This is a genomic window from Aeromonas sp. SE22, from assembly GCF_038739755.1.
Lineage (GTDB): Bacteria > Pseudomonadota > Gammaproteobacteria > Enterobacterales > Aeromonadaceae > Aeromonas > Aeromonas jandaei.
The window spans coordinates 107,421-132,392 of record NZ_JBCGFD010000003.1 but is presented as its reverse complement, the minus strand read 5'-3'; the positions used below and the strand labels follow the sequence as shown (position 1 = coordinate 132,392).

At 57.7% G+C, this 24,972-nt stretch carries 19 protein-coding genes; 16 read left to right on the top strand and 3 right to left on the bottom strand.

The window, feature by feature from the left end:
* Positions 1-134 precede the first annotated feature (134 nt).
* Positions 135-656 carry a crossover junction endodeoxyribonuclease RuvC gene (gene ruvC / locus AAHA39_RS07585; RefSeq protein WP_320657333.1) on the top strand — a complete coding sequence of 174 codons (522 nt, stop codon included), beginning with the start codon at positions 135-137 and terminating at the stop codon, positions 654-656.
* A gap of 96 nt (positions 657-752) precedes the next feature.
* Here the strand turns inward: ruvC and AAHA39_RS07580 are convergent, their stop codons facing one another.
* Positions 753-3,854 (bottom strand): hypothetical protein, encoded by a 3,102-nt coding sequence (locus AAHA39_RS07580; RefSeq protein ID WP_320657336.1) that lies wholly within the window; start codon positions 3,852-3,854, stop codon positions 753-755.
* 520 nt (positions 3,855-4,374) lie between these two features.
* Here AAHA39_RS07580 and AAHA39_RS07575 point away from each other — a divergent pair.
* Positions 4,375-5,307 carry a LysR family transcriptional regulator gene (locus AAHA39_RS07575; RefSeq protein WP_320657337.1) on the top strand — a complete coding sequence of 311 codons (933 nt, stop codon included), beginning with the start codon at positions 4,375-4,377 and terminating at the stop codon, positions 5,305-5,307.
* Positions 5,308-5,389: 82 nt separating this feature from the next.
* Here the strand turns inward: AAHA39_RS07575 and AAHA39_RS07570 are convergent, their stop codons facing one another.
* Both AAHA39_RS07570 and malX read right to left on the bottom strand, forming a co-directional pair.
* Entirely contained in the window at positions 5,390-6,580 is a 1,191-nt protein-coding gene (locus AAHA39_RS07570) for a MalY/PatB family protein (protein WP_320657334.1), read from the bottom strand.
* An 87-nt stretch (positions 6,581-6,667) separates the two neighbouring features.
* On the bottom strand, positions 6,668-8,239 hold the full coding sequence (malX, locus tag AAHA39_RS07565) for a maltose/glucose-specific PTS transporter subunit IIBC (RefSeq protein WP_005353570.1): 1,572 nt from the start codon (positions 8,237-8,239) through the stop codon (positions 6,668-6,670).
* Positions 8,240-8,519: 280 nt separating this feature from the next.
* Here malX and AAHA39_RS07560 point away from each other — a divergent pair, with 280 nt between their 5' ends.
* The 14 genes from AAHA39_RS07560 (at position 8,520) to AAHA39_RS07495 (ending at position 24,910) form a co-directional block, all read left to right on the top strand.
* Positions 8,520-9,557, top strand: coding sequence for a Mal regulon transcriptional regulator MalI (locus tag AAHA39_RS07560; protein ID WP_005344074.1), 1,038 nt, complete (start codon positions 8,520-8,522; stop codon positions 9,555-9,557).
* Positions 9,558-9,933: 376 nt separating this feature from the next.
* Positions 9,934-10,773, top strand: coding sequence for a hypothetical protein (locus AAHA39_RS07555; protein ID WP_208737959.1), 840 nt, complete (start codon positions 9,934-9,936; stop codon positions 10,771-10,773).
* Between the two features lie 77 nt (positions 10,774-10,850).
* Entirely contained in the window at positions 10,851-12,035 is a 1,185-nt protein-coding gene (locus AAHA39_RS07550; RefSeq protein WP_342690009.1) for a hypothetical protein, read from the top strand.
* A gap of 123 nt (positions 12,036-12,158) precedes the next feature.
* Entirely contained in the window at positions 12,159-12,674 is a 516-nt protein-coding gene (locus AAHA39_RS07545; RefSeq protein ID WP_320656806.1) for an AAA family ATPase, read from the top strand.
* 642 nt (positions 12,675-13,316) lie between these two features.
* On the top strand, positions 13,317-15,227 hold the full coding sequence (locus AAHA39_RS07540; protein ID WP_320656805.1) for a PTS fructose transporter subunit IIABC: 1,911 nt from the start codon (positions 13,317-13,319) through the stop codon (positions 15,225-15,227).
* 527 nt (positions 15,228-15,754) lie between these two features.
* The gene (gene uhpT / locus AAHA39_RS07535) at positions 15,755-17,161 is read left to right on the top strand and encodes a hexose-6-phosphate:phosphate antiporter (RefSeq protein ID WP_156853287.1); all 1,407 of its coding nucleotides are present in this window, start codon (positions 15,755-15,757) and stop codon (positions 17,159-17,161) included.
* 206 nt (positions 17,162-17,367) lie between these two features.
* Positions 17,368-17,673: a PTS fructose transporter subunit IIB gene (locus AAHA39_RS07530; protein ID WP_033114409.1), complete on the top strand. Its 306-nt coding sequence runs from the start codon at positions 17,368-17,370 to the stop codon at positions 17,671-17,673.
* Positions 17,673-18,440 carry a PTS sugar transporter subunit IIA gene (locus AAHA39_RS07525; RefSeq protein ID WP_320656804.1) on the top strand — a complete coding sequence of 256 codons (768 nt, stop codon included), beginning with the start codon at positions 17,673-17,675 and terminating at the stop codon, positions 18,438-18,440. The genes AAHA39_RS07530 and AAHA39_RS07525 overlap by 1 nt, the downstream gene beginning before the upstream one ends.
* 120 nt (positions 18,441-18,560) lie before the next feature.
* Entirely contained in the window at positions 18,561-19,439 is an 879-nt protein-coding gene (gene rluE / locus AAHA39_RS07520) for a 23S rRNA pseudouridine(2457) synthase RluE (protein WP_320656803.1), read from the top strand.
* 95 nt (positions 19,440-19,534) lie between these two features.
* Positions 19,535-20,038, top strand: a complete 504-nt coding sequence (locus tag AAHA39_RS07515) for an NUDIX hydrolase (RefSeq protein WP_320656802.1) — start codon at positions 19,535-19,537, stop codon at positions 20,036-20,038.
* A 150-nt stretch (positions 20,039-20,188) separates the two neighbouring features.
* On the top strand, positions 20,189-21,295 hold the full coding sequence (mnmA, locus tag AAHA39_RS07510; protein WP_005353619.1) for a tRNA 2-thiouridine(34) synthase MnmA: 1,107 nt from the start codon (positions 20,189-20,191) through the stop codon (positions 21,293-21,295).
* A gap of 212 nt (positions 21,296-21,507) precedes the next feature.
* Positions 21,508-22,122 carry a high frequency lysogenization protein HflD gene (gene hflD, locus AAHA39_RS07505; RefSeq protein ID WP_041208876.1) on the top strand — a complete coding sequence of 205 codons (615 nt, stop codon included), beginning with the start codon at positions 21,508-21,510 and terminating at the stop codon, positions 22,120-22,122.
* A gap of 121 nt (positions 22,123-22,243) precedes the next feature.
* Positions 22,244-23,614: an adenylosuccinate lyase gene (gene purB / locus AAHA39_RS07500; protein WP_041208877.1), complete on the top strand. Its 1,371-nt coding sequence runs from the start codon at positions 22,244-22,246 to the stop codon at positions 23,612-23,614.
* 165 nt (positions 23,615-23,779) lie between these two features.
* A complete protein-coding gene (locus AAHA39_RS07495; protein WP_185226751.1) occupies positions 23,780-24,910 on the top strand; it encodes a ribosomal protein uL16 3-hydroxylase in 1,131 nt (376 codons plus the stop codon).
* Positions 24,911-24,972: the final 62 nt, after the last annotated feature.

Here is a 24,972-nt window from a genome sequence, read left to right as displayed (position 1 = left end):
TCAAAAAGGCCCCTTTCGGGGCCTTTTTTATGGCAATAGCCACGCACTGACCGTTCGCACATCCTGCGTACAGCCAAGCAGGCCGGAGTTTGCTATCTTGCGGCCATCATTTGCGTTTAGAGCAAGCACAACCCATGAGCATTATTTTGGGCATAGACCCGGGATCGCGGATCACCGGCTACGGGGTTATCCGGGTCGTCGGCGGCAAGGCCGAATATCTGGGATCGGGTTGTATCCGCACCGACTGCGGTGAACTGCCCGAGCGCCTCAAGCAGGTCTATGACGGGGTATGCGAGATCATCACCCAGTTCAAGCCCACCGAATTTGCCATCGAACGGGTCTTTATGGCCCGCAACGCCGACTCGGCCCTGAAACTGGGGCAGGCCCGGGGCAGCGCCATCGTCGCCGCAGTCAACGCCTATCTACCGGTGAGCGAGTACTCTGCCACCCAGATCAAGCAGGCGGTGGTGGGCACCGGCGGCGCCAGCAAGGAGCAGGTGCAGCATATGGTGACCCATCTGCTGAAACTCTCCGCCACCCCGCAGGCGGATGCAGCGGATGCCCTCGGTGTGGCACTCTGCCACCTGCACACCCGCCAGAGCCTGATCAAGATGGCAGGACGTGCCAACAGCTCGGTACGTGGCCGCTATCGCTAAATCTTGTTCGCCCGCACTGCTCACCTCTGCATCGCCAAATAAAAAAACCGCCCCGGATATCCGGGGCGGTTTTGTTTGGACGTTTTGTTTGACCGCTTAGCGAGCCGAAATGGTGATGCTGGCGAGATCGATCAGATTGACAGCTCCCTTTTGACCGCCTGCATCGTTGTAGGTGTCGTTCGCCTTCAGGTAACTCATGTTGTAGAAATCGCTCACCCGAATGTCATACTCCCCGGCGGGCAGATCCACCACGAACGGCGTCGAGTCACGCAGCGGTTTGAGGTCGCCCTCTTTCATCACATGGGGCATCTGCACCATACCGCTGGCGACAACCTTGCCACCACTCACTACCGAGATCCGTTTCACCCCGTTGGTCACCCCCAGATTAATGGCATGCTGGGCATTGCTGTATTGCAAACGAATAGTACGCTTGCCATCCAGCTTGACCCCCTGCACCAGTAAGCTGTCGTCGGGGCGGCCCCAATCCTTGAGGTAAGGGACGGAAATGGCCCCATCGGCGGCGCTCACGCTGCCGGTATGGGAGACGTTGGCCGCATCGATGGCGATATGTTGCTGCGCTGGCTGATAGCAAACCGGCTTGGCATGATGGGAGCGGTTGCCAGACTCCGGATAGACTGCCTCTGCACTGTAGCAATAGGCTTGGCCCGGCTGTAACACCATGTCGTCAACCCAACTTGTCGCGCTATCCAACCCGGATGCCACCAGCTTGCCATCCCGATAGATGTTGTAGCTGAGCGCCCCTTTGTTGACATTGTCCTGCAGGGCCACCACCAGCTTGCCACTCTGCTCGCTAACCCCCTGCAAGGTCGGCTCGGTCGGTGCAAACACCTGCCGATTCTCGACATCCAGCGGCGCCACATCCTTGATCAGGCGCATCCCCTGATCGTCAGCCACGGCGGCACCGAGCGTCACCTCAATCCGGTTGCTGGCGGCCAGCATACCTTCACTGATCTGCTCGCCCACCGGAACGCCATTGAGCGTCACGCTCTGCACCGGATAGTAACTGCCCTCTCCGCCCAGCTCCGGCAGGTGCAGCACTATGTCGATCAGCTTGCCACGGTAGTTGAGCCCCTTGAGTGCGGCCTCGGGTTTGGCCCCCATCAGCTTATGCAAGTGAGCGGTGACGAACGGCTTGATCCGGATCCCCCCCTCTTCCACTTTGTAACCGAAGGCAGTGTCGGTCACCATGCCAAGGTAACCCCCGACAGACCAGAGTTGGCGCTGGGAGTTGATCACCGGCCCCGTCAAATCGGGATGGGTCAGATCCATCAGGGAGGGTTGACCGGAGAGCCACTCGAGGTTCTCCATGTTGGAGAGGTTCAGAGCTGCGCCGCGCATCAGGGAGTCGATATGGTGATCGACCACTGCAACGTTCTGCACCATGGCTGCAGCCTTCAGCCCGTAGGCGGAGACGAAGGGCCAGATGGCGCGGTTATGGTAAACCGGCATATCGGGTTGCTGCGGGAAGTAGACCGGCGCGCCATAAGGGCCCATGGGATAGCGGCTGATGATCTCTTTAGCCTGCGCCTCATCAGCAACACCGGCCAGAATGGCGAGGGATTCCCCCAATAGATCGAACTTGTAGGCCGGGCTCTGATCGGTAGTGGTGTTGATCAGGCTGGCATACATCTTCTCGTCAGCCAGCCAGAAAGCACGATTGATCGCCAGTTTCAGCTCACCCGCCCACTGGCTGTAGCGGCTCACCAGCTCATCATGACCCAGTTCGCCCGCCACCCGCGCAGCCAGCAGCAACCCCTGATAGTGGGTCACGTTGGTGGAGAGGGATTTGCTCATGCCGATGTGGGCGATATCGGCGGTGATCCACTTGGCATAGGTCTGGTCGCGCCAATCGAGGAAGGATTGCTCGCCGACATAGAGACCATCTGCGCTATCGAAGGCGGCCAGACGATCACTCTCAATGGTGTTGCTCAACCCTTCAAAGACCTCGGGCAAGAACGCGCTGCGTTCGGCATCCGGCAGGGCGGCCAGCACCCGCTCGGCCCCCAAGGCCCAGCTCATGCGATCGGTACTGATGGGCCAGCTGCCCCCGGTACCGGTATCCTGAATGATCTGGCGTCCTTGCGGGATCAAATTGTCCAGATCGCTTTTCAGCTCGGCTCTGAAATCAGAGAGCTTGAAGCGCAGGGAGTTGCGCGCGCGCAGCGGATCCAGCGCCCCCAATCCCAGATCGGTGGCATAGGAGAGATCCCGCGTCCAGACGTAATGCCACTTGGCGCCAGTTTCAAAACAGTCACACGGGATCGCCTGACCCCCGTTGTAACTGCCATCCTTGACCTGCGCCACGCTGTTCTGGCGCATCTCGTGGGTAGCCAGCGCAAACAGGGCATCAAAGACCATGTTGCCGGAGCGCAGGCGGGGCAGATCCGCTTGCTCCTGATAGGTAGTAAAGCTATCACCCGGATCTCGCAACTCCTGAGTGGTCGACTGCGCATAGCTACGATACTCGTCACTGGCCCGCTTGACCGAGAAGGTGGCCGTTTCCGTCACTCCGGGCTTATAGGTCTCATACTCACGCTTCTCGATCAGCTCATGCCCTTCATGGGGATTGATCATGCCCAAATCACTATCGCCTGCAACGCTGACCTGCAACAGAGGAGCATTCTCATCCTGGCTGGCATCCAGCAGGAACTTGTAATACCCCTCCTGCTCTACCCGCACGGTTGCCAGCTGGCACTGAGCATCGCAGCGCTGCATCTTGACCGGGTTGTTCAATGCAATGACGCCATTGAGCCCAAAGCCGATCCCCTCCTGCGCGGAGGCGATCTTAATCTTGTGCTCACCCGCCACCAGCTTGGCCACCATTACATACTGCTTGTCCCCCTGATAGACCATCTGCAGGACAGGCTCCAGATTGCCATCAATCCCTTTCAGATAGAGACTCTCGCTGTAATTGGGGTCATCACGCACCATGGAAAACTCGATGGCCGGTGCAGCCAGATCGGCATTGGTCACCTTGACCTGAATGTCGAGCAGCCCCTTTTCCGTCACCACCAGACGGTTGTTCTGCCCGTTGTTCTGGTAGTACATGGGGTAGACCTGACCGGGGAAGATGCTGGTCTCCTTGCGGGAATCCGCAGAGAAATCGGGATATTTGGTCCACTCGGGCCCGGCCACTTTGAACGGGGACATACCCGAGTTCATTTTCAGGTTGTCCAGACGATAGACACCATCCTTGAAGGTCAGTTTGAACTTCTCCTCACGACCCCAGCCGCTAAACTCACCGACCATATAGAGATCAAAATTCCAGGGCGCCTTCACCTCGGGTTTGGCCCCGTTATCGTTGCCGCTGGATGAGCTGTCGTTACAACCGGACAAAAGAACCCCGCCGCAGCATAACGCCACGGATAATGCCAATGGACGAATTTTCATATATTCCCTTCGTTACTTTTTTGTTTTTTTATTGAAACAGCATTGAGTAAAACTGTTTTTGCCAGTCTACGTGGTCAACATTCACCAGAAAAATAGACTGCAACCCAATAGGCATAGATAACATCTATAACCAGATGAAATTACGTGATCCACCGCACCAAACCGGCTATCAAGCGGTAAAAACGATTTGAATACAACGTGAAGGGAGCCACATAAAAATAGCCAGTCAGTAAGGGGGAATAATTGACAGCCCCGGGTGATTACACTAGCTTGGCGCACCACCCGCCCATAATCGGACGCCATGTTCGTGGACAAGCATCTAAGACAATTTATTGAAGTGGCCACCCACAAAAATGTCAGTCTGGCAGCCAGGCAAATGGGGCTCAGCCAACCGACGCTGACACACAACATGAGAAAACTTGAGGAGAGTCTGGGAACGACCTTGCTGGTCAGGCACGCGGGCGGCGTGACGCTCACCGCTGCCGGAGAGCTGCTGCTGGAACAGGCTCGCGTAATGCAGCGGATCTATGATGATACCCTCAGGCAGCTGGCCACCCTGCGCGAGCGCACCGCACGACCGCTAAACGTGGGCACCGGACATGCGTGGTGGCAACCGGTATTGCAACCTGTCACCGCCCGCTATCAGCAGGCCAACCCATCCTGCGCCATCAATATTGAAGTCGGCAACCATCTGCGTCTGCTCGATCTGCTGTTGGGCAATCATATCGATCTGTTTCTCGGACATGAAATTCACGGGCTGGCCAAAAATTACAGCCTGATATTTATCCCGCTATTTATTTCTCACGATGGGGTATTTGTCAGAGCGGGCCATCCCCTCACAGGGAAAATATGCAGCAAGCAGGATCTGGTCGATTATCCCAGCCTGCTGGTGACGCCGGATGAGGAGAAATATCTCCATCTGGTCGATGATTTGGCGAGAAAAAAGCAGGAACGTGCCGCCATGAAGTTAAATGACAAAATCATTTATAGCAGCAACTCCCTGCTCACCAGTATTGATATTGTCAATAACAGCAATGCTGTCATGCCTTATCCGGTGAGTATGGCCGGTTATTTTTCCCGATTCGGTATTGGCCAGCTGAATATGGGCGAAGAGTACAACAAGGGGACTATCGGTATTTATATCCCTCGCGAGAAGAACGATGAGCCCCATATTCAGATGTTGTGCCAAGACATTCAGGCTCAGGTCACTTGCAATAGCCCCTTGATCGCCACCTTCTGAGCCCGCAATAACCGAACCGAACGCCTCTATCAAGGTTACTGGCTGGATGAGTCAACGCCTCATCCAGCCAGAGGATCAATCCTTACCCCACCTCCCCCAGCGCGCCGATCATGGCGTCAAGCCCCTGGTCAACCTTCGAGCGCGGGCAGCCGACGTTAAGGCGGATATAACCTGTGCCTTCCGGGCCGTAGGTGTCACCGCGCATGATGGCGACTCGGTATTTCTCCACCAGCAAGGTTTGCAGCGCATCCATCCGCTCGGTGGAGTCGATGCCAAGGCCACGCAGGTCAATCCAGGCGAGATAGGTTCCCTCGGGCACCCGATAGTCGATGGCGGGGAAGGCGGCGTTGAGCCGCGCCGCCACATAGTCGAGGTTGCCGTGCAGATAGCTTTTCAGGGCATCGAGCCAGGTAGCGCCGTCCCGATAGGCGCTGATATGGGCCAGCACCCCGAGAATGGGCGGCGATGAGAGGCCGTGGGCCGCCTTGAGCCGTTGCAGATAGGCGGCGCGCGCCTCGGCGTTGGCGATAAAGGCATAGGCGCCGCCAAGGGCGGGAATATTGAAGGATTTGGAGCCCGAGCTCACCAGCGCCCAGTGATCGTCCGGCGCTACTTCGCTCCACGGCAGGTAGCGGGCAAAGCTCACATCCATATGGATGTCGTCCGAGATCACCTTGACCCCGTGGCGCTGGCAGATAGAGGCCATCCGGCCGAGTTCATCCCGCGTCCAGACCCGGCCGGTGGGATTGTGGGGGCTGCAGAGCAGCAAAATCCGGCAATCGGGACGAGCCGCTTGCTGCTCGAAACATTCCCAGTCGATCTGGTAACTCCCCTCTGCTTTTTTGAGCGGGCAAGGCAGCAGCACCCGATCGTTGGCAGCCAGCATATTGCCGAAGGCATCGTAGGCGGGGGTGTGCACCAGCACTCCTTCGCCCGGCGCCGACCAGAGGCTCACCAGCTGGGCAATCACATAGATGACCGAGGGGCCGTAAACCAGCGTCTCGGGGTCGAGGCTCGCCCCGTAGCGGTGGGCAAACCAGTCGCTCACCGCCCCCTTGAAGTCGTCGTGATTCCAGCGGCTGTAGCCAAATACCCCGTGCTCAAGGCGCTTGGCCAGGGCTGCGCGAATGCAGGGGGCGGTCTCGAAATCCATGTCGGAGATGGTAAAGGGGAGCAGATCGGCATGGCCAAAACGGTCGGCTACATAGTCCCATTGGGTGCAGTAGGTACCGTGGCGGTCGACCACGCGGTCGAAGTCATAAATATCGTGCATGAAGTTTCTCCCTCCATAAACAGGAGACATATTGGGAGAGGCAAACAAGGGGGGCTTACGCCCCCCGTTCGGATCTTATTGGCCGGTTCAGGCCCCCATCAGGCTCTGCAGCTGGTTTTTCACCAGATGCACCTGCGGGCCGATCACCACCTGCAGGTTGTGCTCATCGAGCTTGATCACCCCGATGGCGCCGTTTGCCTTCAATACCTTGTCATCGACCCGGCTCATGTCCTGCACCGACATCCGCAGGCGGGTGATGCAGTTATCGAGCGCCAGAATGTTATCGGCCCCGCCCAGGGCGTTAAGGATGATTTCACCGTTGTAACCGCTGTTGCCGGCCTTCTTGCCTGCGGGCTGAGCAGTCTCGCTGGTCTCGATTTCACGGCCGGGGGTTTTGAGGTTAAAGCGCACGATGGCGAAGCGGAACACGCTGTAGTAGATGGCAAACCAGATGGCGGCCGCGACCGGCACCAGATACCACTTGGTGGCGGTGCCCTGCAGCACGCCGAACACCAGAAAATCGATGAGGTTGCCGTCGGTGTTGCCGATGGTGACGCCAAGCAGCCCCATGGTCATAAAGCCCAGACCGGTCAGGATGGCGTGAATGACGTAGAGCACCGGTGCCACGAACAGGAACAGGAACTCCAGCGGCTCGGTGATGCCACCGATGACGCAGGCCACCACGCCGGAGACCAGCAGCGCCTTGATCTTGCCGCGATTTTCCGGACGGGCGCAGTGATACATGGCAAGCGCCGCACCCGGCAGGCCGCCGAGGAAGGCTGGCATCTTGCCCTGCGAGAGGAAGGAGGTGGCAGAGACCGAGAAGCCGGAAGTGTCGGCGCAGGAGAGCTCGGCGTAGAAGATATTGAGGGCGCCGCTCACCTCGTGACCACATACCAGCTGGGTGCCGCCCGCTTCGGTAAAGCGGATCAGCGCCACCAGAATGTGGTGCAGGCCGAGCGGCAGCAGCAGACGCTCACCGGTACCGAACAGGAAGGGGCCGAAGGGACCGGCGTGGGAGATGAGCGCCCCGATGCCGTTGATGCCAGCAGCAAACCAGGGCCAGACGAACGGCACGACCAAGCCGACCACACCCAGCACCAGCGCGGTGATGATGGGCACGAAGCGGGCACCGCCGAAGAAGGCGAGCGCATCGGGCATCTTGTAGGTGTAGAAACGGGCGTGGAGCTTCGCGACGATCACCCCGACGATGATGGCCCCCAGAATCCCGGTGTCGATGGAGCTGATGCCGAGGATCGATTTCACCCCGTAGGCCTTCTCCGCCGCCGCGTCACCGATGACGTTGGCCACGGTGAGGTAGAAGTTGATGGAGAGGTTGAGCGCCGCATAGCCGACGAAACCGGCAAAGGCCGCGACCCCCTTCTCTTCTCGCGCCAGCCCGAGCGGAATGGCCACTGCGAACATCACCGGCAGGTAGATAAAGGCCACCAGCCCCACCTTGGTCATCCAGAGGAACAGCAGTTGCAGCACGGTATTGTCGAGGAAGGGCATGCTCTGCTTGACCGCATCGCTGGTGAGCGAGCTGCCGACACCGAGCAGGATGCCCGAGAAGGCCAGCAGGGCAACCGGCAACATAAAGGTCTTGCCGAGGCTCTGCAGGAACTCCCAGATGGTGGATTTGGCTTGAGGCTTGGCCATGAAACGGCTCCTTGTGAATAGACAGCAATATCTGCGGCTGCCCTCCCCCGCTCGAGGCAATCTCGAAGCAAAAGGCGCGGGTCAGCATCAGGTTTTGCCGGATGATAAAACGTTTTATCAATTTACAAGTGCCGACAGGATCACAGAATAATGGGGCTGGCTGGCAGCAGGATCCAAATTTGTGAGCCGGATCGGCCAGATGGTGATGTAACGTTTCACTTGGCAACCCAAGCAGGTATGCTGGGGCCTCGCTCTCAACTGCCCGTCGCCCATTCGCCCTATGTCGCCCAAATCCCTCTCTGCCAAAGCCACCAAGATCACCGATGTCGCCCAGCGGGCGGGAGTGTCGGTCACCACCGTCTCCATGGTGCTCAACGGCAAGGGGCGCATCTCGCCGGCCACCGCCGAGCGGGTGCAGCAGGCGATAAAAGAGCTCGACTACGTGCCCAACAGCGCCGCCGCCAACCTGCGCAGCCAGCAGTCCAATCTGGTGGGGCTGATCCTGCGCGACATCACCGACCCCTTCTATACCGAGGTGACCGCCGGGGTGAGCGAGGTGCTGGAGCAGCAAGGCTATCTGCTGTTTCTGACCCAGTGCGGCCACAGCCCGGAGCGGCTGCAGCAGAGCATCCACTCCCTGTCGCGGCAGGGGGTGGCGGGCATCATCTTCAATCCGGTGCGCGGCGCGGCGGCCAAAACCCTGGAGACCCTGCTCGATTCCGAGCTGCCGGTGGTGTGCGCCGCCCGCTCCTACTATCGCGATGACGTGGACTTTATCGGCCCTGACAACACCCACGCCGCCAAGCAGGCCACCACCTATCTTATCGAGCAGGGCCACCGCCATATCGCCTATGTCGGCGGGCGGGCCGATTCCCTCACCCGCGCCGAGCGCATCGGCGGCTACTGCGCCAGCCTGCTGCAATATGGCCTGCCCTTCAAACCGGAGTGGGTACTGGAGTGCGAGCGCACCCAGCGCAGCGCCGCCGACACCATCGCCCAGCTGCTGCACCAGCACCCCAAGGTGACCGCCGTGCTCTGCCACTACCCCGAGGTGGCGCTCGGCGCCATCTATGGCGTCGAGGCGAGCGGCCGCACCGTGGGCAAGGACAACTACATCGGCCAGCAGGTGGCCCTGCTCGGTTTTGACGATGTGGCGGAGGCAGAACTCACCTCCCCCGCCCTCACCTTTGTCAGCTCACCGGCCCGCGAAATCGGCCGTCAGGCGGCAAGACGACTGCTGACCCGGATGCAGCAACCCGAGCTCGCCCCCAACCGCCATATCATCACCCCCAATCTGCAAAAACGGGAGTCGGCCTGAGTTGTGGCGCACAGGTAGGGGCAACGCTCTACCTGCGGTCACTGTCCCAAGCGGGCGAATAGCAGCCGCTTAATAAGTAATTTATTGATCTCTGGCAGGTTTTTGCCCGACTGCGGTTTTACCCTGCTCCTCTCTCGACTAATATGCTCCACTTGGCAACCACTCTTGCAGAGATAACCCTGTGCAGCCGTTTCGCCATCCACCACATCGCCGGAAAACAGCAGCAGGCTGGAGGCTGTAATCCACGGGCGGTAGCGTGGTGTGGGATAGTTAGTGCAAAACAATACCCAACATATAAACATTGTTTGGCCTGCCAGAGCGAGATGAGTGCTGATATGGCAGGGCCGCATATGCAATAAACCATTAGGTAAATTTTATGAGTTTTAAACAACTCCTAACCATTTTATTTAAAAAAAGCCAAACTCTTTGTAAAAACCTCAACCGCAGCCAAAAATTTTTCTTTTTCGGAACAATCCTTATTTTTCCGACGCTAGTGTTTTATATTTTATCGATGAGTAAAGCATCAATTGCATTTATATGTTTTTCATTTTTACTACTATTATTTGGCATCATTTCCGACTTGTTACTTTTATATGGAAAAGTTTGGGATACTTTTATTGGAAAAGGCATCATTCTCATAAGTTATGCCATGTGCACTACCATTTCATATGCTCTTGCATCTCAGTTAGTAAATGATGTTATTGCTTTTGATTCATCAAAGCTAACTAATTCAATTACATTTACATCTATATTATTAATACCTGTTTTTATTTTAGGATTTAGCTTTTTATTATTTATTGGGATCTTTATATTTGGTCAATTCTATCTGATTATTGCATCTACATTAGAAAACCTAAAAGATGACGAATGCTTTAATCTTATGACAATTGTCCCAAAAGAGTGTTATCCAAAAGCAACATTCATATCAAGATTAATCATTTATCCATTAGTTATTGGTAGTTTCCTATCTTTTGGTAGTGATATGATGCCTGCATATGGTAAGAGGGTAGAGTCATGGACTAAATGGTTCATTTATAACCTAGAAGCAGTAAAACATTCCCGATGTGAAATTAAAAACAATGATTCGAAGGTTATTGTCATCAATGAGAATGAAATTGTCATTGCAACAAAAAATAATGATTCATACATGTTTACTCCAGCAATATGTATTCCAAGGATAAAGTCTAACACTATTGATAAGCAACAAAGCAAATAGTCAAGACCACTATCAAAACCCATATCTAAATTATATAATCGAGAGCATTTAAATTGCCAAATTTATTGACAAAGACAATGTCAAGAAAAACCAACAAAATAGATAAAGAAGTTATCAAACTAGCAAATACCATTAAAAATGCTAAAAAACATAAATACCGATACATAGACCCTGATGCAGTAAAGAAAATAATGGGGAAATGGTCACCAATTTCCATCATAAGCTTTTCATATCTATTAGAGTGTTTCTTAACCGCCATGAATGACACCGGAATAAGTATCATGGATGCTAATGGTGCATATCAATCAGATATATATAATGTTCCCACAGCTTTAAAAGGCATCGCTGATAAGTTGCTTAATTCAAATCGATGTTATCAGCAAGGAAAATGGAACTTATTTAATGATTTGGATTTTGATGTTGTACATCAATGCATCCCAGGTAGGGCGGTAACAACTCAAGTAAAGCCTTACTTTGCCTTTGATGAATACAAAAGAACAAAGGATGAATCTAGGATAGTTATACATGCAATCGTAGATGAATTTGAAGGCACACCTTGGGCAATATCATTTCCTTTACAATACATAATGAAAGATTTTCCGAAAGTTGAAAATCAGCACTCTGGCTATTGCCATAAAATTGCTTTTTTAGATAACAATGGAAGAGTTGAAAATGAATATGTATATATTGGAGTAACTAGCCGAGATTGGCTCAAGCGGATGAATGAACACTTTCGTGAGATAAAATTAGGGAGTAACAAGCTATTCCATAAGACTTGGCGGGAGTTTACTGGAAACAAAAATACATTATTAAGCAGCGAGTTAATTGTAAATGATCACTCTTATGAGCAAATAATGGCATGGGAGGAAACAATGGTAGATCGACTTATGAAGGATAATCGTTCGCTAAATATGATTCCTGGTGGATTTAAAGGCATGCAATACCTTTATAAACACAGTTTACTAAAACAAGACAAGGTTTCACTATCAGAAAGAGATGCTGCAATCGAGGAATACCAGAAGCTTCACCCCAAAGCTGGTATAGCAAACTTATTTATAAGCAACTTATGGAAAGATAAAGAATACGCTGCAAAGGTTATTTGTAGTTCAGATGAAAGACTCTCTGTAGAACAAGTTATAAAAATTCGTGAATTAAGCGCACTGAATTACACGGATGTGGAAATTCTGAAAATTGTTGACGCCAGAAATTTACTTCAAGTCCAGAGAGTTATGAAAGGTATAACTTATAGTCGAATAACTTAAATAACATCTATTTGAGATGGTATTTTGGCCGTAGGTTCAAATAGCGAAGCGTATTCGGACATTCGCGTCATCACCTCAACTTTCCAGCATCCAGATATCCGTTCCAGAAAAGAGCACTCATAGATGAAACGTATTCTGATTATTGGCAACTCGGGATCGGGCAAGAGCTGGTTGGCGGCTCGATTGGCTGAGGGGTTAACTATCCGCGAGGTCAATCTGGACCCCATTGTCTGGCAGCCGGGCGGCTTTAACCAAAAACGGCCCCAGCATGAGATTGATCATGCCATTCAAACCCTTGCTCAAGAGCCCTCATGGGTGGTCGAAGGGGTATTTGGTGCCCTGGCCGAGCAACTGCTTGATGCCGCCGATACCCTGCTTTTTCTTGATCTCGACTGGTCTGTATGCCGTGATTCACTGCTATCGCGCGGATCACAAAGTGCCAGGCAACGGGATACAGTGGCAGCCGAAGAGAGCTTTCAACAACTGCTGGTGTGGGCATCGGAATATGGGCAGCGAGCCGGTAAAAGCTCCCGCCAATTCCATCGCAAGCTGTTTGATCGATTCCCAAACGACAAGCACCGTTTCACGACTCGGGCAGGGGTAAATAGCTATCTCACGCACCTGACCACTCATAGCTAACGGGGTAGCCTGTAGGTTCGAATAGCGGAGCATATTCGGACGTTCGCGTTATCACCTCTATCTTTTCAGCCATCCCCTCTCTTGCCACCACACTATCGGCCCAAACAGGCGGTGCAATTCACTTTGTTCATTGCACCCTACCGTGCGTCTATGGCTGTGTTGTTTCTTGCCCGTTGTGGTGGGCTGTCTGGCATCGATGGCACAACCCATTTCTCCAGCTTGTTCTGCTCGCGCCTCCCCTGCGCCCCCCTCTCGCTTCCCGCCAGCGGGGCCATTTCTGTGCGTTGGCTCACATCCCGCCGCCGTTTTTCACCTCACAAATTTATAGAAAGAGTGCTCCCATCCACTGAGTAAAAACTCACCGCTCGACCAAAGCGCTGAACCACGAACAAACACAACCAATTGATTTTAATCATCAATAAAAATATGAGCGATTCAATCCGCCCCCGTTTCAGCAGCTGTTCAGCTTTGCGATCAGGGTCACACTCAAGGTGATAGCGCACAAAAATCCAGTTATTCGCACATTTGTCCGATAGGGTGACCTCTCCCCCGGCGCGATAATAGTCGGGTCAATTTTGTCTGCATGCCGGCCTGCAAGGGCGGCATGCCAACAGGCTCCGGCAACGGAGCGGGGAGAGCGCCATGATAACCACCTTGATCAATGAACATCTGATCAATCTCGATTTGAAAGCTACCGCCAAGGAAGAGGTCTTCACCGAGATGGCCCGCCTGCTGGTCGCGCAAGGCAAGGTCAGCGACGAGCAGCAGTTCGTCAAGGATCTGTGGGCCCGTGAAGAGCTGGACAACACCGGCTTTGAAGAGGGTGTTGCCCTGCCCCACGCCAAGAGTGCGGCGGTCAGCACCCCGGCAGTCGCCATCGGCATCAGCCGCAACGGCATCGACTACGGCGCCGAAGATGGCAAGCCGTCCAAACTGTTCTTCATGATTGCCTCCCCGGCAGGTGGCGCCAACCACCATATCGAGGTGCTGGCCGAGCTCTCCGCCAAGCTGATTGAAGAGGGCTTTATCGATGCCCTGCTGGCAGCCAAAACCCCGGCCGATGCGCTGGCACTGCTGCTGGCCAAGAAAGAGGAAGCGGCTGCCGCACCTGCGGCCAACAAGGGGCTGATCATCGGTGTCACCGGTTGCCCGGCCGGTATCGCCCACACCTATCTGGCGGCCGAGTCGCTGGAGCGCGCCGCCAAGGAGCTGGGTTATGAGGTGAAGGTGGAGACCAACGGCTCCATCGGCGTCAAGAACAGCCCGACTGCGGACGAGATCGCCCGCGCCACCGCCATCGTGGTGGCCTGCGACAAGCAGGTGGACATGGCCCGCTTTGCCGGCAAGCCCCTCATCAAGACCGGCGTAAAAGCCCCCATCAAGGATGGCAAGGGTCTGATTGAGCAGGCCCTGAAAGCCCCCGCCTATGTGGCGGACAAGGATGAGAAGAAGGGTGACGAGAAGCGCGCCAGCGGCGGCAGCTCGGATCTCTATCGCTACCTGATGAACGGCGTATCGCACATGATCCCGTTCGTGGTGACCGGTGGTCTGCTGATCGCCCTGTCACTGGCCATCGGCGGCAACCCGACCCCGAGCGGCATGCAGATCCCGGAAGGGAGCATGTGGAACCAGATCCTCAACGTGGGCGTGGCCGCCTTCACTCTGATGATCCCCATTCTGGCGGGCTATATCGCCTATGCCATCGGTGACCGTCCGGCTCTGGCCCCGGGCTTTATCGGCGGCTGGATCGCCAACAACGGCAGCTTCTACGGCGCTGATGCCGGTACCGGCTTTATCGGTGCCATCATTGCGGGCCTGTTGGTCGGCTATCTGGTGCGCTGGATTGCCACCCGTCAGTACCACAAGATGGTGCAACCGCTGGTGCCAATCCTGATCGCCCCCATCGTCGGTTCCCTGTTTATCGCTGCGGTATTCATCTTCATCATCGGTGCTCCCATTGCCGACATGATGACCGGCCTCAACGCCATGCTGCTCTCCATGAGTGGTGGCAGTCTGGTGCTGCTGGGTATCGTTCTGGGTGGTATGGCGGGCTTTGATATGGGTGGCCCGGTCAACAAGGTGGCCTTCCTCTTCTCCGTCGGCATGATCGCCTCCGGTCAGACCCAGTTCATGGGGGCCATGGCCTGCGCCATCCCGGCTGCGCCCCTTGGCATGTCGCTGGCTACCGTGCTCGGTCGCAAGCTCGGCATCTTTGACGAGTCCGAGATCGAAGCGGGCAAAGCCGCCGGTGCCATGGGTCTGGTGGGTATCTCCGAAGGTGCGATTCCGTTCGCCGCCCGTGACCCGCTGGCCGTCATTCCGGCCAACGTGTTGGGCAGCATGACCGCCGCTGTGATGGCCTTCCTGTTCGGCATCACCAACAGCGTTGCCCACGGTGGCCCTATCGTGGCTCTGCTGGGTGCCGTCAACAAGCCGCTGCTGGCCCTGCTCTGCATGATCTGCGGTGCTATCGTCACCGGCGTGGTCGCTGTTGCCCTGAAAAAGCTGCGGGTAAAAAAGAGTGACGAGGTGACCCTGGCCAAGGCGGCCTGAGTTCCTCCTCCCCGAGCCACAAACGCTCGCGAACCATAACAATGAGGCCACCCCGGGGTGGCCTCTGCTGTTTCCTTGTCTTTTCCTTGTCTTTTCCTTGTCGGCCTCAACACCGCCTTAATCGCGCCCTCTCTTGCCACGCCAAAGCCGCGCCTCGTTTCCCGCGCCATTCCCTCTCCCTCCACCCCGATACCGGCGGAAATATCGCCAATTCCGGGTCAGCTCTGTGATTGCACTCACGCTTTGCCCGCGAAATCGCAAAAACTAGGAAATTTTCCTAATTGCCCTAGGGATGGCTCTCAAGCCATTTATTGCCCCTCTGATTAGAGTCACCCCACCTGATGTCGTGACCCGCACCACGACGGGCAACATGCCCCGTCCTTCGGCAGCGGGCCCGGGTTTACACGGGCAGAAGCAGGCCAGCCGGCCACCCTTTTGCCCCCTTTCCGTGGCGTGACCTCCCATAACTGCACAACAACGCAAGGGGCGCGGCGGAATAGCGTCTATCTCGCAGAGGATGAACGAAAATGTTGAAATTTCTTGAACAGGTCCGGGTCCCCACCCTCGACCTGCCGGTAGAAGCCCGGCGCAAACTCTGGTTCAAGCCGTTTATGCAATCCTATCTGGTTGTATTTATTGGCTATCTGACCATGTATCTGATCCGCAAGAACTTCAACATTGCGCAGAATGACATGATCCAGTCCTACGGTCTCTCCATGACCGAGCTCGGCATGATCGGCCTTGGCTTCTCCATCACCTACGGGGTGGGCAAGACCATCGTCTCCTACTATGCCGACGGCAAGAACACCAAGCAGTTCCTGCCACTGATGCTGATCCTCTCCGCACTCTGCATGCTGGGCTTCAGTGCCAGCATGGGCGGCACCGGTTTCAGCCTCTACTTCATGATCTTCTTCTACGCCCTGAGCGGTTTCTTCCAGAGCTGTGGCGGCTCCTGCAGCTACTCCACCATCACCAAGTGGACTCCCCGCAACAAGCGCGGCACCTATCTGGGTATGTGGAACCTCTCCCACAACGTGGGCGGTGCCGGTGCGGCCGGTGTGGCGCTGTTCGGTGCCAACTACCTGTTTGATGGCCACGTGCTCGGCATGTTCATCTTCCCCTCCATCATCGCGCTGATCGTCGGCTTTATCGGCCTGCGCTTTGGTAGCGATTCGCCGGAAGCCTATGGCCTTGGCAAGGTGGAAGAGCTGTTTGACGAAGTGGCGAGCGAAGAGGATATCGCCACCGAGGAGCAGAAGCTGACCAAGTGGCAGATCTTCGTGAAGTACGTGCTGCTCAACAAGGTGATCTGGCTGCTCTGCTTTGCCAACATCTTCCTCTATGTGGTGCGTATCGGTATCGACCAGTGGTCTACCGTCTATGCCCACCAGGAGCTGGGCTTCTCCAAAGACGTGGCCATTCAGGGCTTTACCTTCTTCGAAGTGGGCGCTCTGGTCGGCACCCTGATGTGGGGCTACCTCTCCGATCTGGCCAACGGCCGTCGTGGTCTGGTGGCTTGCGTGGCACTGGCGCTCATCATCGCGACTCTGGGTCTCTACCAGCACGCCACCACCCAGTTCATGTTCCTGGGCTCCCTGTTCACCCTGGGCTTCCTGGTGTTTGGCCCGCAACTGCTGATCGGCGTCGCCGCCGTGGGCTTCGTCCCCAAGCAGGGCATCAGCGTGGCCGATGGCGTCAAGGGCACCTTCGCTTATCTGATTGGTGACAGCTTCGCCAAGCTGGGTCTGGGCATGATCGCCGATGGTACCCCCATCTTCGGCCTGACCGGCTGGACCGGCACCTTCGCGGCGCTGGACATGGCAGCAGCCGCCTGTCTGGTACTGATGGCCTGCGTGGCGATTGCCGAAGAGCGCAAGATCCGCCGCATCAAGCGCGAGCTGAAAGCCGCCGAGCTGGCCGCCCAGACCGCCTGATAGTCATCACAACAGACGCAGATTGTTCAGGGCTACCCACACGGGTAGCCCTTTTTGTTTAGCCAAACTAAATACTCAAGTGACCCTTTTGCGCCATTTTTGCGGCCCAAAGCCCTATCGAGATCCCACTTTTGGCCGGGGCTTTTGGCAAAAAATCCCCGCCGGCGTTATCTTGTTGGCCCCCCGTTTCGCACAGTCCAGAGCCAATGAAGATCATTGCCGTCACCGCCTGCCCGACCGGCATCGCCCACACCTATATGGCAGCCGAAGCGCTGCAAAAAGCCGCCGCCGCCCTCGGCCTCAAGATCAAGGTCGAAACCCAGGGCGCCATGGGGATGGAGAACTCCCTCACCGCCCGCGACATCGCCAGCGCCGATCTGGTGCTGATCGCCTCCGACATCGACATCGAGCAGAAGGAGCGTTTCCTCGGCTGCCATATCCATCGGGTGAGCCTCGAAACCGTACTGCTCGATGCGCAGGCGGTGCTGAGATCACTACCCCGGCCCAGCTGATGCTAAGCCGCGAGATCACCTTCTACTGCCATCAGGGGATGAGCATTGCCCGCACCAAGCAGCTGAGTCGGCTGGCGGGGATGTTCAAATCCTGCATTCGCTGCGCCAACCTCACCCGGCGCCAGACGGTTATCGCCAGCAATCAGCTCTCCCTGCTCACCCTCGCCACCCAGCCCGGCGATCTCTGCCAACTGCAGATCGAAGGCAACGACGCCGAGCTGGCCCATATGGCATTCACCTGCTGGTGCGGGGAACTGGGTCAACCGCTGGTGCGCCCATATACCGCGGCGCTGGCCGAGCTGCGTCTGGCAAGCTCTCTGCCCGACTACCACTTCGCCCTGCGCCAGCTTGCTCACAGTCCCGTCCCCCTGACCAAGAGCGAGGCGCTCGAACACCTGATCGACCTGCTGCCCGCCGAGCTGATCAGCAACAGAGCCGCGCTGGAGGAGGCGATCAGTCGGCGCGAGCAGATCGCCGCCACCATCATCTGCCCGGGTCTCGCCATGCCCCATGTGCTCTGCGAGGGGATAAGCCAGCCCGCCCTGAGCCTGCTCAGCAGCCCGGCCCCCATCGAGTGGGGCTCGCAGCTCGGGCCGGTGCAGACCATCATCCTGCTGGCGGTGCCGACCGGCTGCGGGCGCGACACTCTGCTTCCCCTCACCCGGCTGGCCCGCGCCCTGATGGACGAGGTGATTAGCGGCGCCCTGCTGCAAGCAAGCTCGGCCCCCGCCAGACAAGCCATCGTGATTGAAAACCTGCTCGGTTGACCCTCGGCTGTAACCGACCCCATTTCCCAAGCGATCTTCACGGCAGCCACACCCATTCATCCTGCCGTCAGCCCCCTGTGGTACACTCGCTGCCATTCCCACTTGCCAATCCGCTATCCGATGAAATCTGCCCGCTCCCGACTCTCGCTGCCAAACCGTCCCGCCCGCGATGGCGCCACCCGCTCTGCTGCCCGACCAGCCGAACCCCGCCACGTTGCGGCGCGCAAGCCGGAGCTGGCCCCCGAGGATCGCAAGTTGCTGCTGTTGAACAAGCCCTACATGGTGCTCTGCCAGTTCACCGACGAGGCGGGTCGCGAGACTCTCAAGGATTACATCAGCGAGCCCGGCATCTACGCCGCAGGCCGACTTGACCGCGACAGCGAGGGGCTGCTGCTGCTCACCAACGATGGCAAGCTGCAGGCGCGCCTCACCCAGCCGGGGGAGAAGACCCCCAAGACCTACTGGGTGCAGGTGGAAGGTATTCCGAGCGAGGAGCAACTGGCTGCCCTGCGCGCCGGTGTGGAGCTCAACGATGGCATGACCCTGCCCGCCGGGGCCCGCATCATGGATGAGCCTGTGGTGTGGCCGCGCAATCCCCCCATTCGCGAGCGCAAGGAGATCCCCACCTGCTGGCTGGAGATCAAGATAGTGGAGGGGCGCAACCGGCAGGTGCGGCGGATGACCGCCCATATCGGCCACCCCACCCTGCGCCTTATTCGCTACGCCATCGGTGACTGGACCCTAGATGGTCTGGCCCCCGGCGAGAGCCGCGCCCTGCCCGCTCCCGAGCTGGCGCCCGTCCCGCGCAGGGCACAGACACCCAACAAACCGCGCGGCCAAGGCACGGGCAGCAACAATCCGCGCTCAGCCCAACCGACCCGAAGCCCCCATGGTCAGGGCCAGGGGCGCGACAGCCGTGACGCGAGCCCGCGCCCGGCCAATCGCAGTAGCGGCCGTGGCACAGCGCGCCGGCCGGCCCGCAGCAAACCCTCGGAATAACGCGCAGCCCGCTGGCAATAGAACAGTAAAGAACCGAGCTGAATCGAGCCCCTGCTTCGGCCGGGGCCAAACCGGTAACGAGACAAGGAGTCCTTATGAGCGATAACCTTCCTGCATCGCAGGAGAAAACGCCGCACGAGCGCATGCAGGCCAGATTGACCGTTGCCGCGCTGGTGCAGTGGCAGGGCCGCTTTCTGGTGGTGGAAGAGGAGATCAAGGGCCAGCGCCGCTTCAACCAGCCCGCCGGTCATGTGGAGGCCGGTGAAGATCTGCTCACCGCCGCCTGCCGCGAGCTGAAAGAGGAGACGGGGCTGACCGCCACGCCCACCGCCTGGCTTGGTACCTATCTCTACAAACCGGCCGACAGCGAGGCCACCTATGTGCGCACCGCCATCATCTTCGACCTTGAAAAAGCGCCGGGTCAGCACCATCCAGAGGATCCTGACGGCGATATCCTCGCCTGCCACTGGCTCACCCAGGAGGAGATCGCCGAGTGCAAATCGGCCCTGAGAAGCCCCTTGGTGTGGCAGTGCATCGAGGATTATCTGGCGGGAACACGCCTGCCGCTCTCGGCGCTCAAGGCCTTTATCCAGAGCTAGGGACAGAGCAGGCATCCGCTGGCAATCGCCGCAAGAAAAACGATTTCCTGCCGCAAGGTTCCTGATGGGGACAGTGGCATGGAGATGTGACCGGGGGCGCAAAACTCTGGTAGAATACGCCCCGTTTAAACGAACTGGTAACTTCGACTAATGACAGACAACAGCCAAATCAAGGTGATCGTCGGCATGTCCGGCGGCGTGGATTCTTCCGTCTCGGCCTACCTGCTCCAGCAGCAGGGCTATCAGGTCGAAGGCTTGTTCATGAAGAACTGGGAAGAAGACGACACGGACGAGTACTGCTCTGCCGCCCAGGATTTGGCTGATGCCAAGGCCGTCTGCGACAAGCTGGGGATGAAACTCCACACCATCAACTTCGCGGCCGAGTACTGGGACAACGTGTTCGAGCACTTCCTCGAAGAGTACAAGGCTGGCCGCACGCCGAACCCGGATATCCTGTGCAACAAGGAGATCAAGTTCAAGGCGTTCCTCGAATTTGCCGCCGAAGAGCTGGGTGCCACCTACATCGCCACCGGCCACTATGTGCGCCGTGACGACAGCACCGGCCGCCCGCGCCTGCTGCGCGGTCTCGATACCAACAAGGATCAGAGCTACTTCCTCTATACCCTGAGCGAGAAGCAAGTGGGTCAGAGCCTGTTCCCGGTTGGCGACCTGGAGAAGCCGGAGGTGCGCCGCATCGCCGAGCAGCTGGATCTCATCACCGCCAAGAAGAAAGACTCCACCGGTATCTGCTTTATCGGCGAGCGCAAGTTCAAGGACTTCCTGGCCAAGTTCCTGCCCGCCCAGCCCGGCAAAATCGAGACCGTGGATGGCAAGGTGATCGGCGAGCATCAGGGTCTGATGTATCACACCCTGGGCCAGCGCAAGGGGCTCGGTATCGGTGGTCGCAAAGATGCCACCGAAGAGGCCTGGTATGTGGTCGACAAAGAGGTCGAACGCAACGTGCTGGTGGTGGCGCAGGGCGAACATCCCCGCCTCTACTCCGATGGTTTGATTGCCAGCCAGCTGCACTGGGTGGATCGCACCCCAATCCGCGAGCCGCGTCGCTGCACCGTCAAGACCCGCTACCGCCAGCAGGATATTCCCTGTCTGATCCAGCCCATCGACGACGAGACCATCCGGGTCATCTTCGACGAGAAGCAGGCTGCTGTCACCCCGGGCCAATCCGCCGTCTTCTACGACGGGGAAGTGTGTCTGGGCGGCGGCATCATCGAACAGCGTTTCAGCCATCCGGTCTAAGGGCTGGGCGCTCACGAGCGTCCGCGCTGTACTCCCTTCTCCCCTCGCGGGAGAAGGGTTGGGGATGAGGGGGTAACCACCCTCACCCTGACCCTCTCCCTGAGGGAGAGGGGACAAAGAAAAAACAGCACAAGGCAGCGATACATGATTGGCAACGTCCAGGCCGGATCATGGCATCGGCCGGTGAATGAACAGAACAGGGCTGTGAAGATATGAGCGATAAATTCCAAGACAGAACCATGGCCTTTGCCGGCATCTGCCAGGCGGCCGCGCTGGTCCAGAAGGTGGCCCGCGACGGCAGCTGTGACGAGGCCGCCCTGCGCGAGAGCCTCTCCAGCATTCTGGTGACCAACCCGAGCCACCCGCTCGAGGTGTTCAATAACACCCATCTGGCCATTCGCGACGGCTACCGTGCGCTGGTCGAGCAGCTGGGTGCCGACGGCAGCCAGAAGAATGCCGAGCTGACCCGCTATGTGGTGAGCCTGATTGCGCTGGAGCGCAAGCTGGCCAAGCGCAAGGACATTCTCAATATGCTGGGTGAGCGGATCAGCCAGATCGGTCGCCAGCAACAGCATTTCGATCTGCTCGACGAGCAGATCCTGGCCAACATGGCGAGCATCTACAGCGATCTTATCAGCCCCATCGGGCCGCGCATTCAGGTGGCCGGCACCCCGCTGTTCCTGCAGCAGCCGCTGGTGCAGCACAAGGTGCGCGCCCTGCTGCTGGCAGGCATCCGCGCCGTGGTGCTGTGGCGCCAGCTCGGTGGCAGCCGCACCCAGATCATCTTCGCTCGCAAGAAGATGGTGGAACTGGCCAAGCGTTACTAATCATTGGCTTGCGCGCAGGGAGAGGGAGACAAGGTGAACAGCCGCACATCAGCCTTGATACACCCCGACCGGCGCGCAAGTGAATACGGATCCCCCACACCAATCATCAGGAGTTCACCCCATGGAGCTGTCCGCGCTGACTGCTGTTTCCCCGATTGACGGTCGTTATGGCGACAAGGCCGATGCCCTGCGCCCTATCTTCTCCGAATTCGGCCTGCTGCGTTTTCGCGTTGAAGTCGAGGTTCGCTGGTTGCAGAAACTGGCCAGCCACGCCGGGATCCCGGAAGTCCCAGCCCTGAGCGCGGCCGCCAACGCCCTGCTCGACGGCATCGTCAGCAACTTCAACGAGAGCGACGCCGCCCGCATCAAACAGATCGAGCGCACCACCAACCATGATGTGAAAGCGGTGGAGTACTTCCTCAAAGAGAAAGTCGAAGTGAACCCGGAGCTGGCGGCTGTCAGCGAGTTCATCCACTTCGCCTGCACCTCGGAAGACATCAACAACAACTCCCACGGTCTGATGCTGAAAACCGCCCGCGAAGAGGTCATCAAGCCTTATTGCGAGAAGCTGATCGGCGAGATCAAGCGTCTGGCCCATGAGTACCGCGATATGCCGCTGCTCTCCCGCACCCACGGCCAGCCGGCGACCCCGAGCACCATGGGCAAGGAGATGGCCAACGTCGCCTACCGTCTGGAGCGCCAGTACAAGCAGATCATGGCGGTGGAGATCCTCGGCAAGATCAACGGCGCAGTCGGCAACTACAACGCCCACATCAGCGCCTATCCGGAAGTGGACTGGCACCAGTTCTCCGAGGAGTTCGTGACCTCCCTGGGTCTGACCTGGAACCCCTACACCACCCAGATCGAACCGCACGACTACATTGCCGAGCTGTTCGACGCCATGGCCCGCTTCAACACCATCCTGATCGACTTCGACCGCGATGTGTGGGGTTACATCTCCCTGGGTCACTTCAAGCAGCGCACCATCGCTGGAGAAATCGGCTCCTCCACCATGCCGCACAAGGTCAACCCCATCGACTTCGAGAACTCCGAAGGCAATCTGGGTCTGGCCAACGCCGTGTTCCAGCATCTGGCGAGCAAGCTGCCCATCTCCCGCTGGCAGCGGGATCTGACCGACTCGACCGTGCTGCGCAATCTGGGCGTTGCCATCGGCTATTCCCTTATCGCCTATCAGTCCACTCTCAAGGGTATCTCCAAGCTGGAAGCCAACGACGCCGCCATGGCCGCCGATCTGGATGCCAACTGGGAAGTGCTGGCCGAGCCGATCCAGACCGTGATGCGCCGCTACGGTATCGAGAAGCCCTACGAGAAGCTCAAGGAGCTGACCCGTGGCCGCCGCGTCGATGCCGAAGGGATGCGTACCTTTATCGACACCCTGGAGTTGCCGGAAGCGGTCAAGGTTGAGCTGAAGAAGCTGACCCCGGCCAACTACATCGGTGACGCCCAGCGTCTGGTTGATCTGCTGAAATAAGCGGATAAATGACACCACCGGGGCCCTGTGCATGATCTGCAACAGGGCCCCGGTTATTTTATGTGGCACCCTATACACGGTTTGCAAGAGGGCTTGCCCGAGGCCGGCAGCCGCCTCTGGCAAGACCTCTCCTGACCTTTGTCGAACCCTTTGACGAGAAGATCTATGTACGAACTCAATCTGGATATCGCTCACTTCCTCGAGCACTACTGGCAGAAGCGCCCGCTCCTTATCAAGGGCGGCTTCAAGGACTTTCAGGATCCCATCAGCCCGGACGAGCTGGCGGGTCTGGCCATGGAAGAGGTGGTAGAGTCCCGTCTGGTCACCCGTTTCGACGGCAAGTGGGATGCGGCCCACGGCCCCTTCGAATCCTACGACCATCTGGGCGAAGAGAACTGGACCATTCTGGTACAGGCCTGCAACCACTGGGCCCCCGAGGTGAACGAGCTGGCGGTGCCGTTCCAGTTCATTCCGGGCTGGCGCTTTGATGATGTGATGGTGAGCTTCTCCACCCCGCACGCGGGTGTCGGCCCCCACATCGACAACTACGACGTGTTCATCACCCAGGGTATCGGCAAGCGTCACTGGCGGGTTGGCGATGCCAAGCCGCTCAACGAGTTTGCCGCCCACGCCGCCCTGCTGCACTGCGAGCCGTTCGAAGCGATCATCGACGTCATCATGGAGCCGGGCGACATCCTCTACATTCCGCCCGGATTCCCCCACGAAGGCTACGCCATCGAGCCCTCCATGAACTTCTCGGTGGGCTTCCGCGCGCCGGATGCCAAGGCGCTTATCTCCTCCTTTGCCGATCACCTGATCGACAACGAGGTGCGTACCGAGCGTTACGGCGATGCCGACCTCAAGCCCCGTGCCCGTCACGGTGAGATCCAGCCCCACGAGCTGCACCGTCTGCGCGAGCTGATGCAACAGGCCCTCGATGACGAGACCCTGTTCAAGGAGTGGTTCGGCACCATGATCTCCGAGGCCAAGCACGATCTGGACGTCAATCCGGTAGAGCCGGATTACAGTGCCGAGGAGGTAGCCGACCTGCTGACCCAGGGCGAGCCCGCCATCAAGGTGCCGGGCCTGCGCACCGTCTGGTTCAGCGGCGAAAGCCAGCAGTGCTATATCGATGGCGAAGCCTGGACCCTGCAGAGCGAAGATGCGGCAGCCATTTCGCTGTTGTGTGACAAGGACATCATCACTCAGGCCGATATGGTAGAGCTGGCCGATCAGGCCGGTTTCCTGCAACTGCTGACCCGACTGGTCAACCGCGGGTACTGGTTCTTCAACTGATCCGACAACCGTCGCGCAGAGATAAAAAAGGAGGGGTATCCCTCCTTTTTCTGTTTAATGCA

Bases quoted from the DNA above. Each gene is read 5' to 3' on its own strand.
- ruvC (WP_320657333.1), top strand. From the start codon at position 135: ATGAGCATTATTTTGGGCATAGACCCGGGATCGCGGATCACCGGCTAC.
- AAHA39_RS07570 (WP_320657334.1), bottom strand. From the start codon at position 6,580: ATGCACGATATTTATGACTTCGACCGCGTGGTCGACCGCCACGGTACC.
- malX (WP_005353570.1), bottom strand. From the start codon at position 8,239: ATGGCCAAGCCTCAAGCCAAATCCACCATCTGGGAGTTCCTGCAGAGC.
- AAHA39_RS07560 (WP_005344074.1), top strand. From the start codon at position 8,520: ATGTCGCCCAAATCCCTCTCTGCCAAAGCCACCAAGATCACCGATGTC.
- AAHA39_RS07555 (WP_208737959.1), top strand. From the start codon at position 9,934: ATGAGTTTTAAACAACTCCTAACCATTTTATTTAAAAAAAGCCAAACT.
- AAHA39_RS07550 (WP_342690009.1), top strand. From the start codon at position 10,851: ATGTCAAGAAAAACCAACAAAATAGATAAAGAAGTTATCAAACTAGCA.
- AAHA39_RS07545 (WP_320656806.1), top strand. From the start codon at position 12,159: ATGAAACGTATTCTGATTATTGGCAACTCGGGATCGGGCAAGAGCTGG.
- AAHA39_RS07540 (WP_320656805.1), top strand. From the start codon at position 13,317: ATGATAACCACCTTGATCAATGAACATCTGATCAATCTCGATTTGAAA.
- uhpT (WP_156853287.1), top strand. From the start codon at position 15,755: ATGTTGAAATTTCTTGAACAGGTCCGGGTCCCCACCCTCGACCTGCCG.
- AAHA39_RS07530 (WP_033114409.1), top strand. From the start codon at position 17,368: ATGAAGATCATTGCCGTCACCGCCTGCCCGACCGGCATCGCCCACACC.
- AAHA39_RS07525 (WP_320656804.1), top strand. From the start codon at position 17,673: ATGCTAAGCCGCGAGATCACCTTCTACTGCCATCAGGGGATGAGCATT.
- rluE (WP_320656803.1), top strand. From the start codon at position 18,561: ATGAAATCTGCCCGCTCCCGACTCTCGCTGCCAAACCGTCCCGCCCGC.
- AAHA39_RS07515 (WP_320656802.1), top strand. From the start codon at position 19,535: ATGAGCGATAACCTTCCTGCATCGCAGGAGAAAACGCCGCACGAGCGC.
- mnmA (WP_005353619.1), top strand. From the start codon at position 20,189: ATGACAGACAACAGCCAAATCAAGGTGATCGTCGGCATGTCCGGCGGC.
- hflD (WP_041208876.1), top strand. From the start codon at position 21,508: ATGAGCGATAAATTCCAAGACAGAACCATGGCCTTTGCCGGCATCTGC.
- purB (WP_041208877.1), top strand. From the start codon at position 22,244: ATGGAGCTGTCCGCGCTGACTGCTGTTTCCCCGATTGACGGTCGTTAT.
- AAHA39_RS07495 (WP_185226751.1), top strand. From the start codon at position 23,780: ATGTACGAACTCAATCTGGATATCGCTCACTTCCTCGAGCACTACTGG.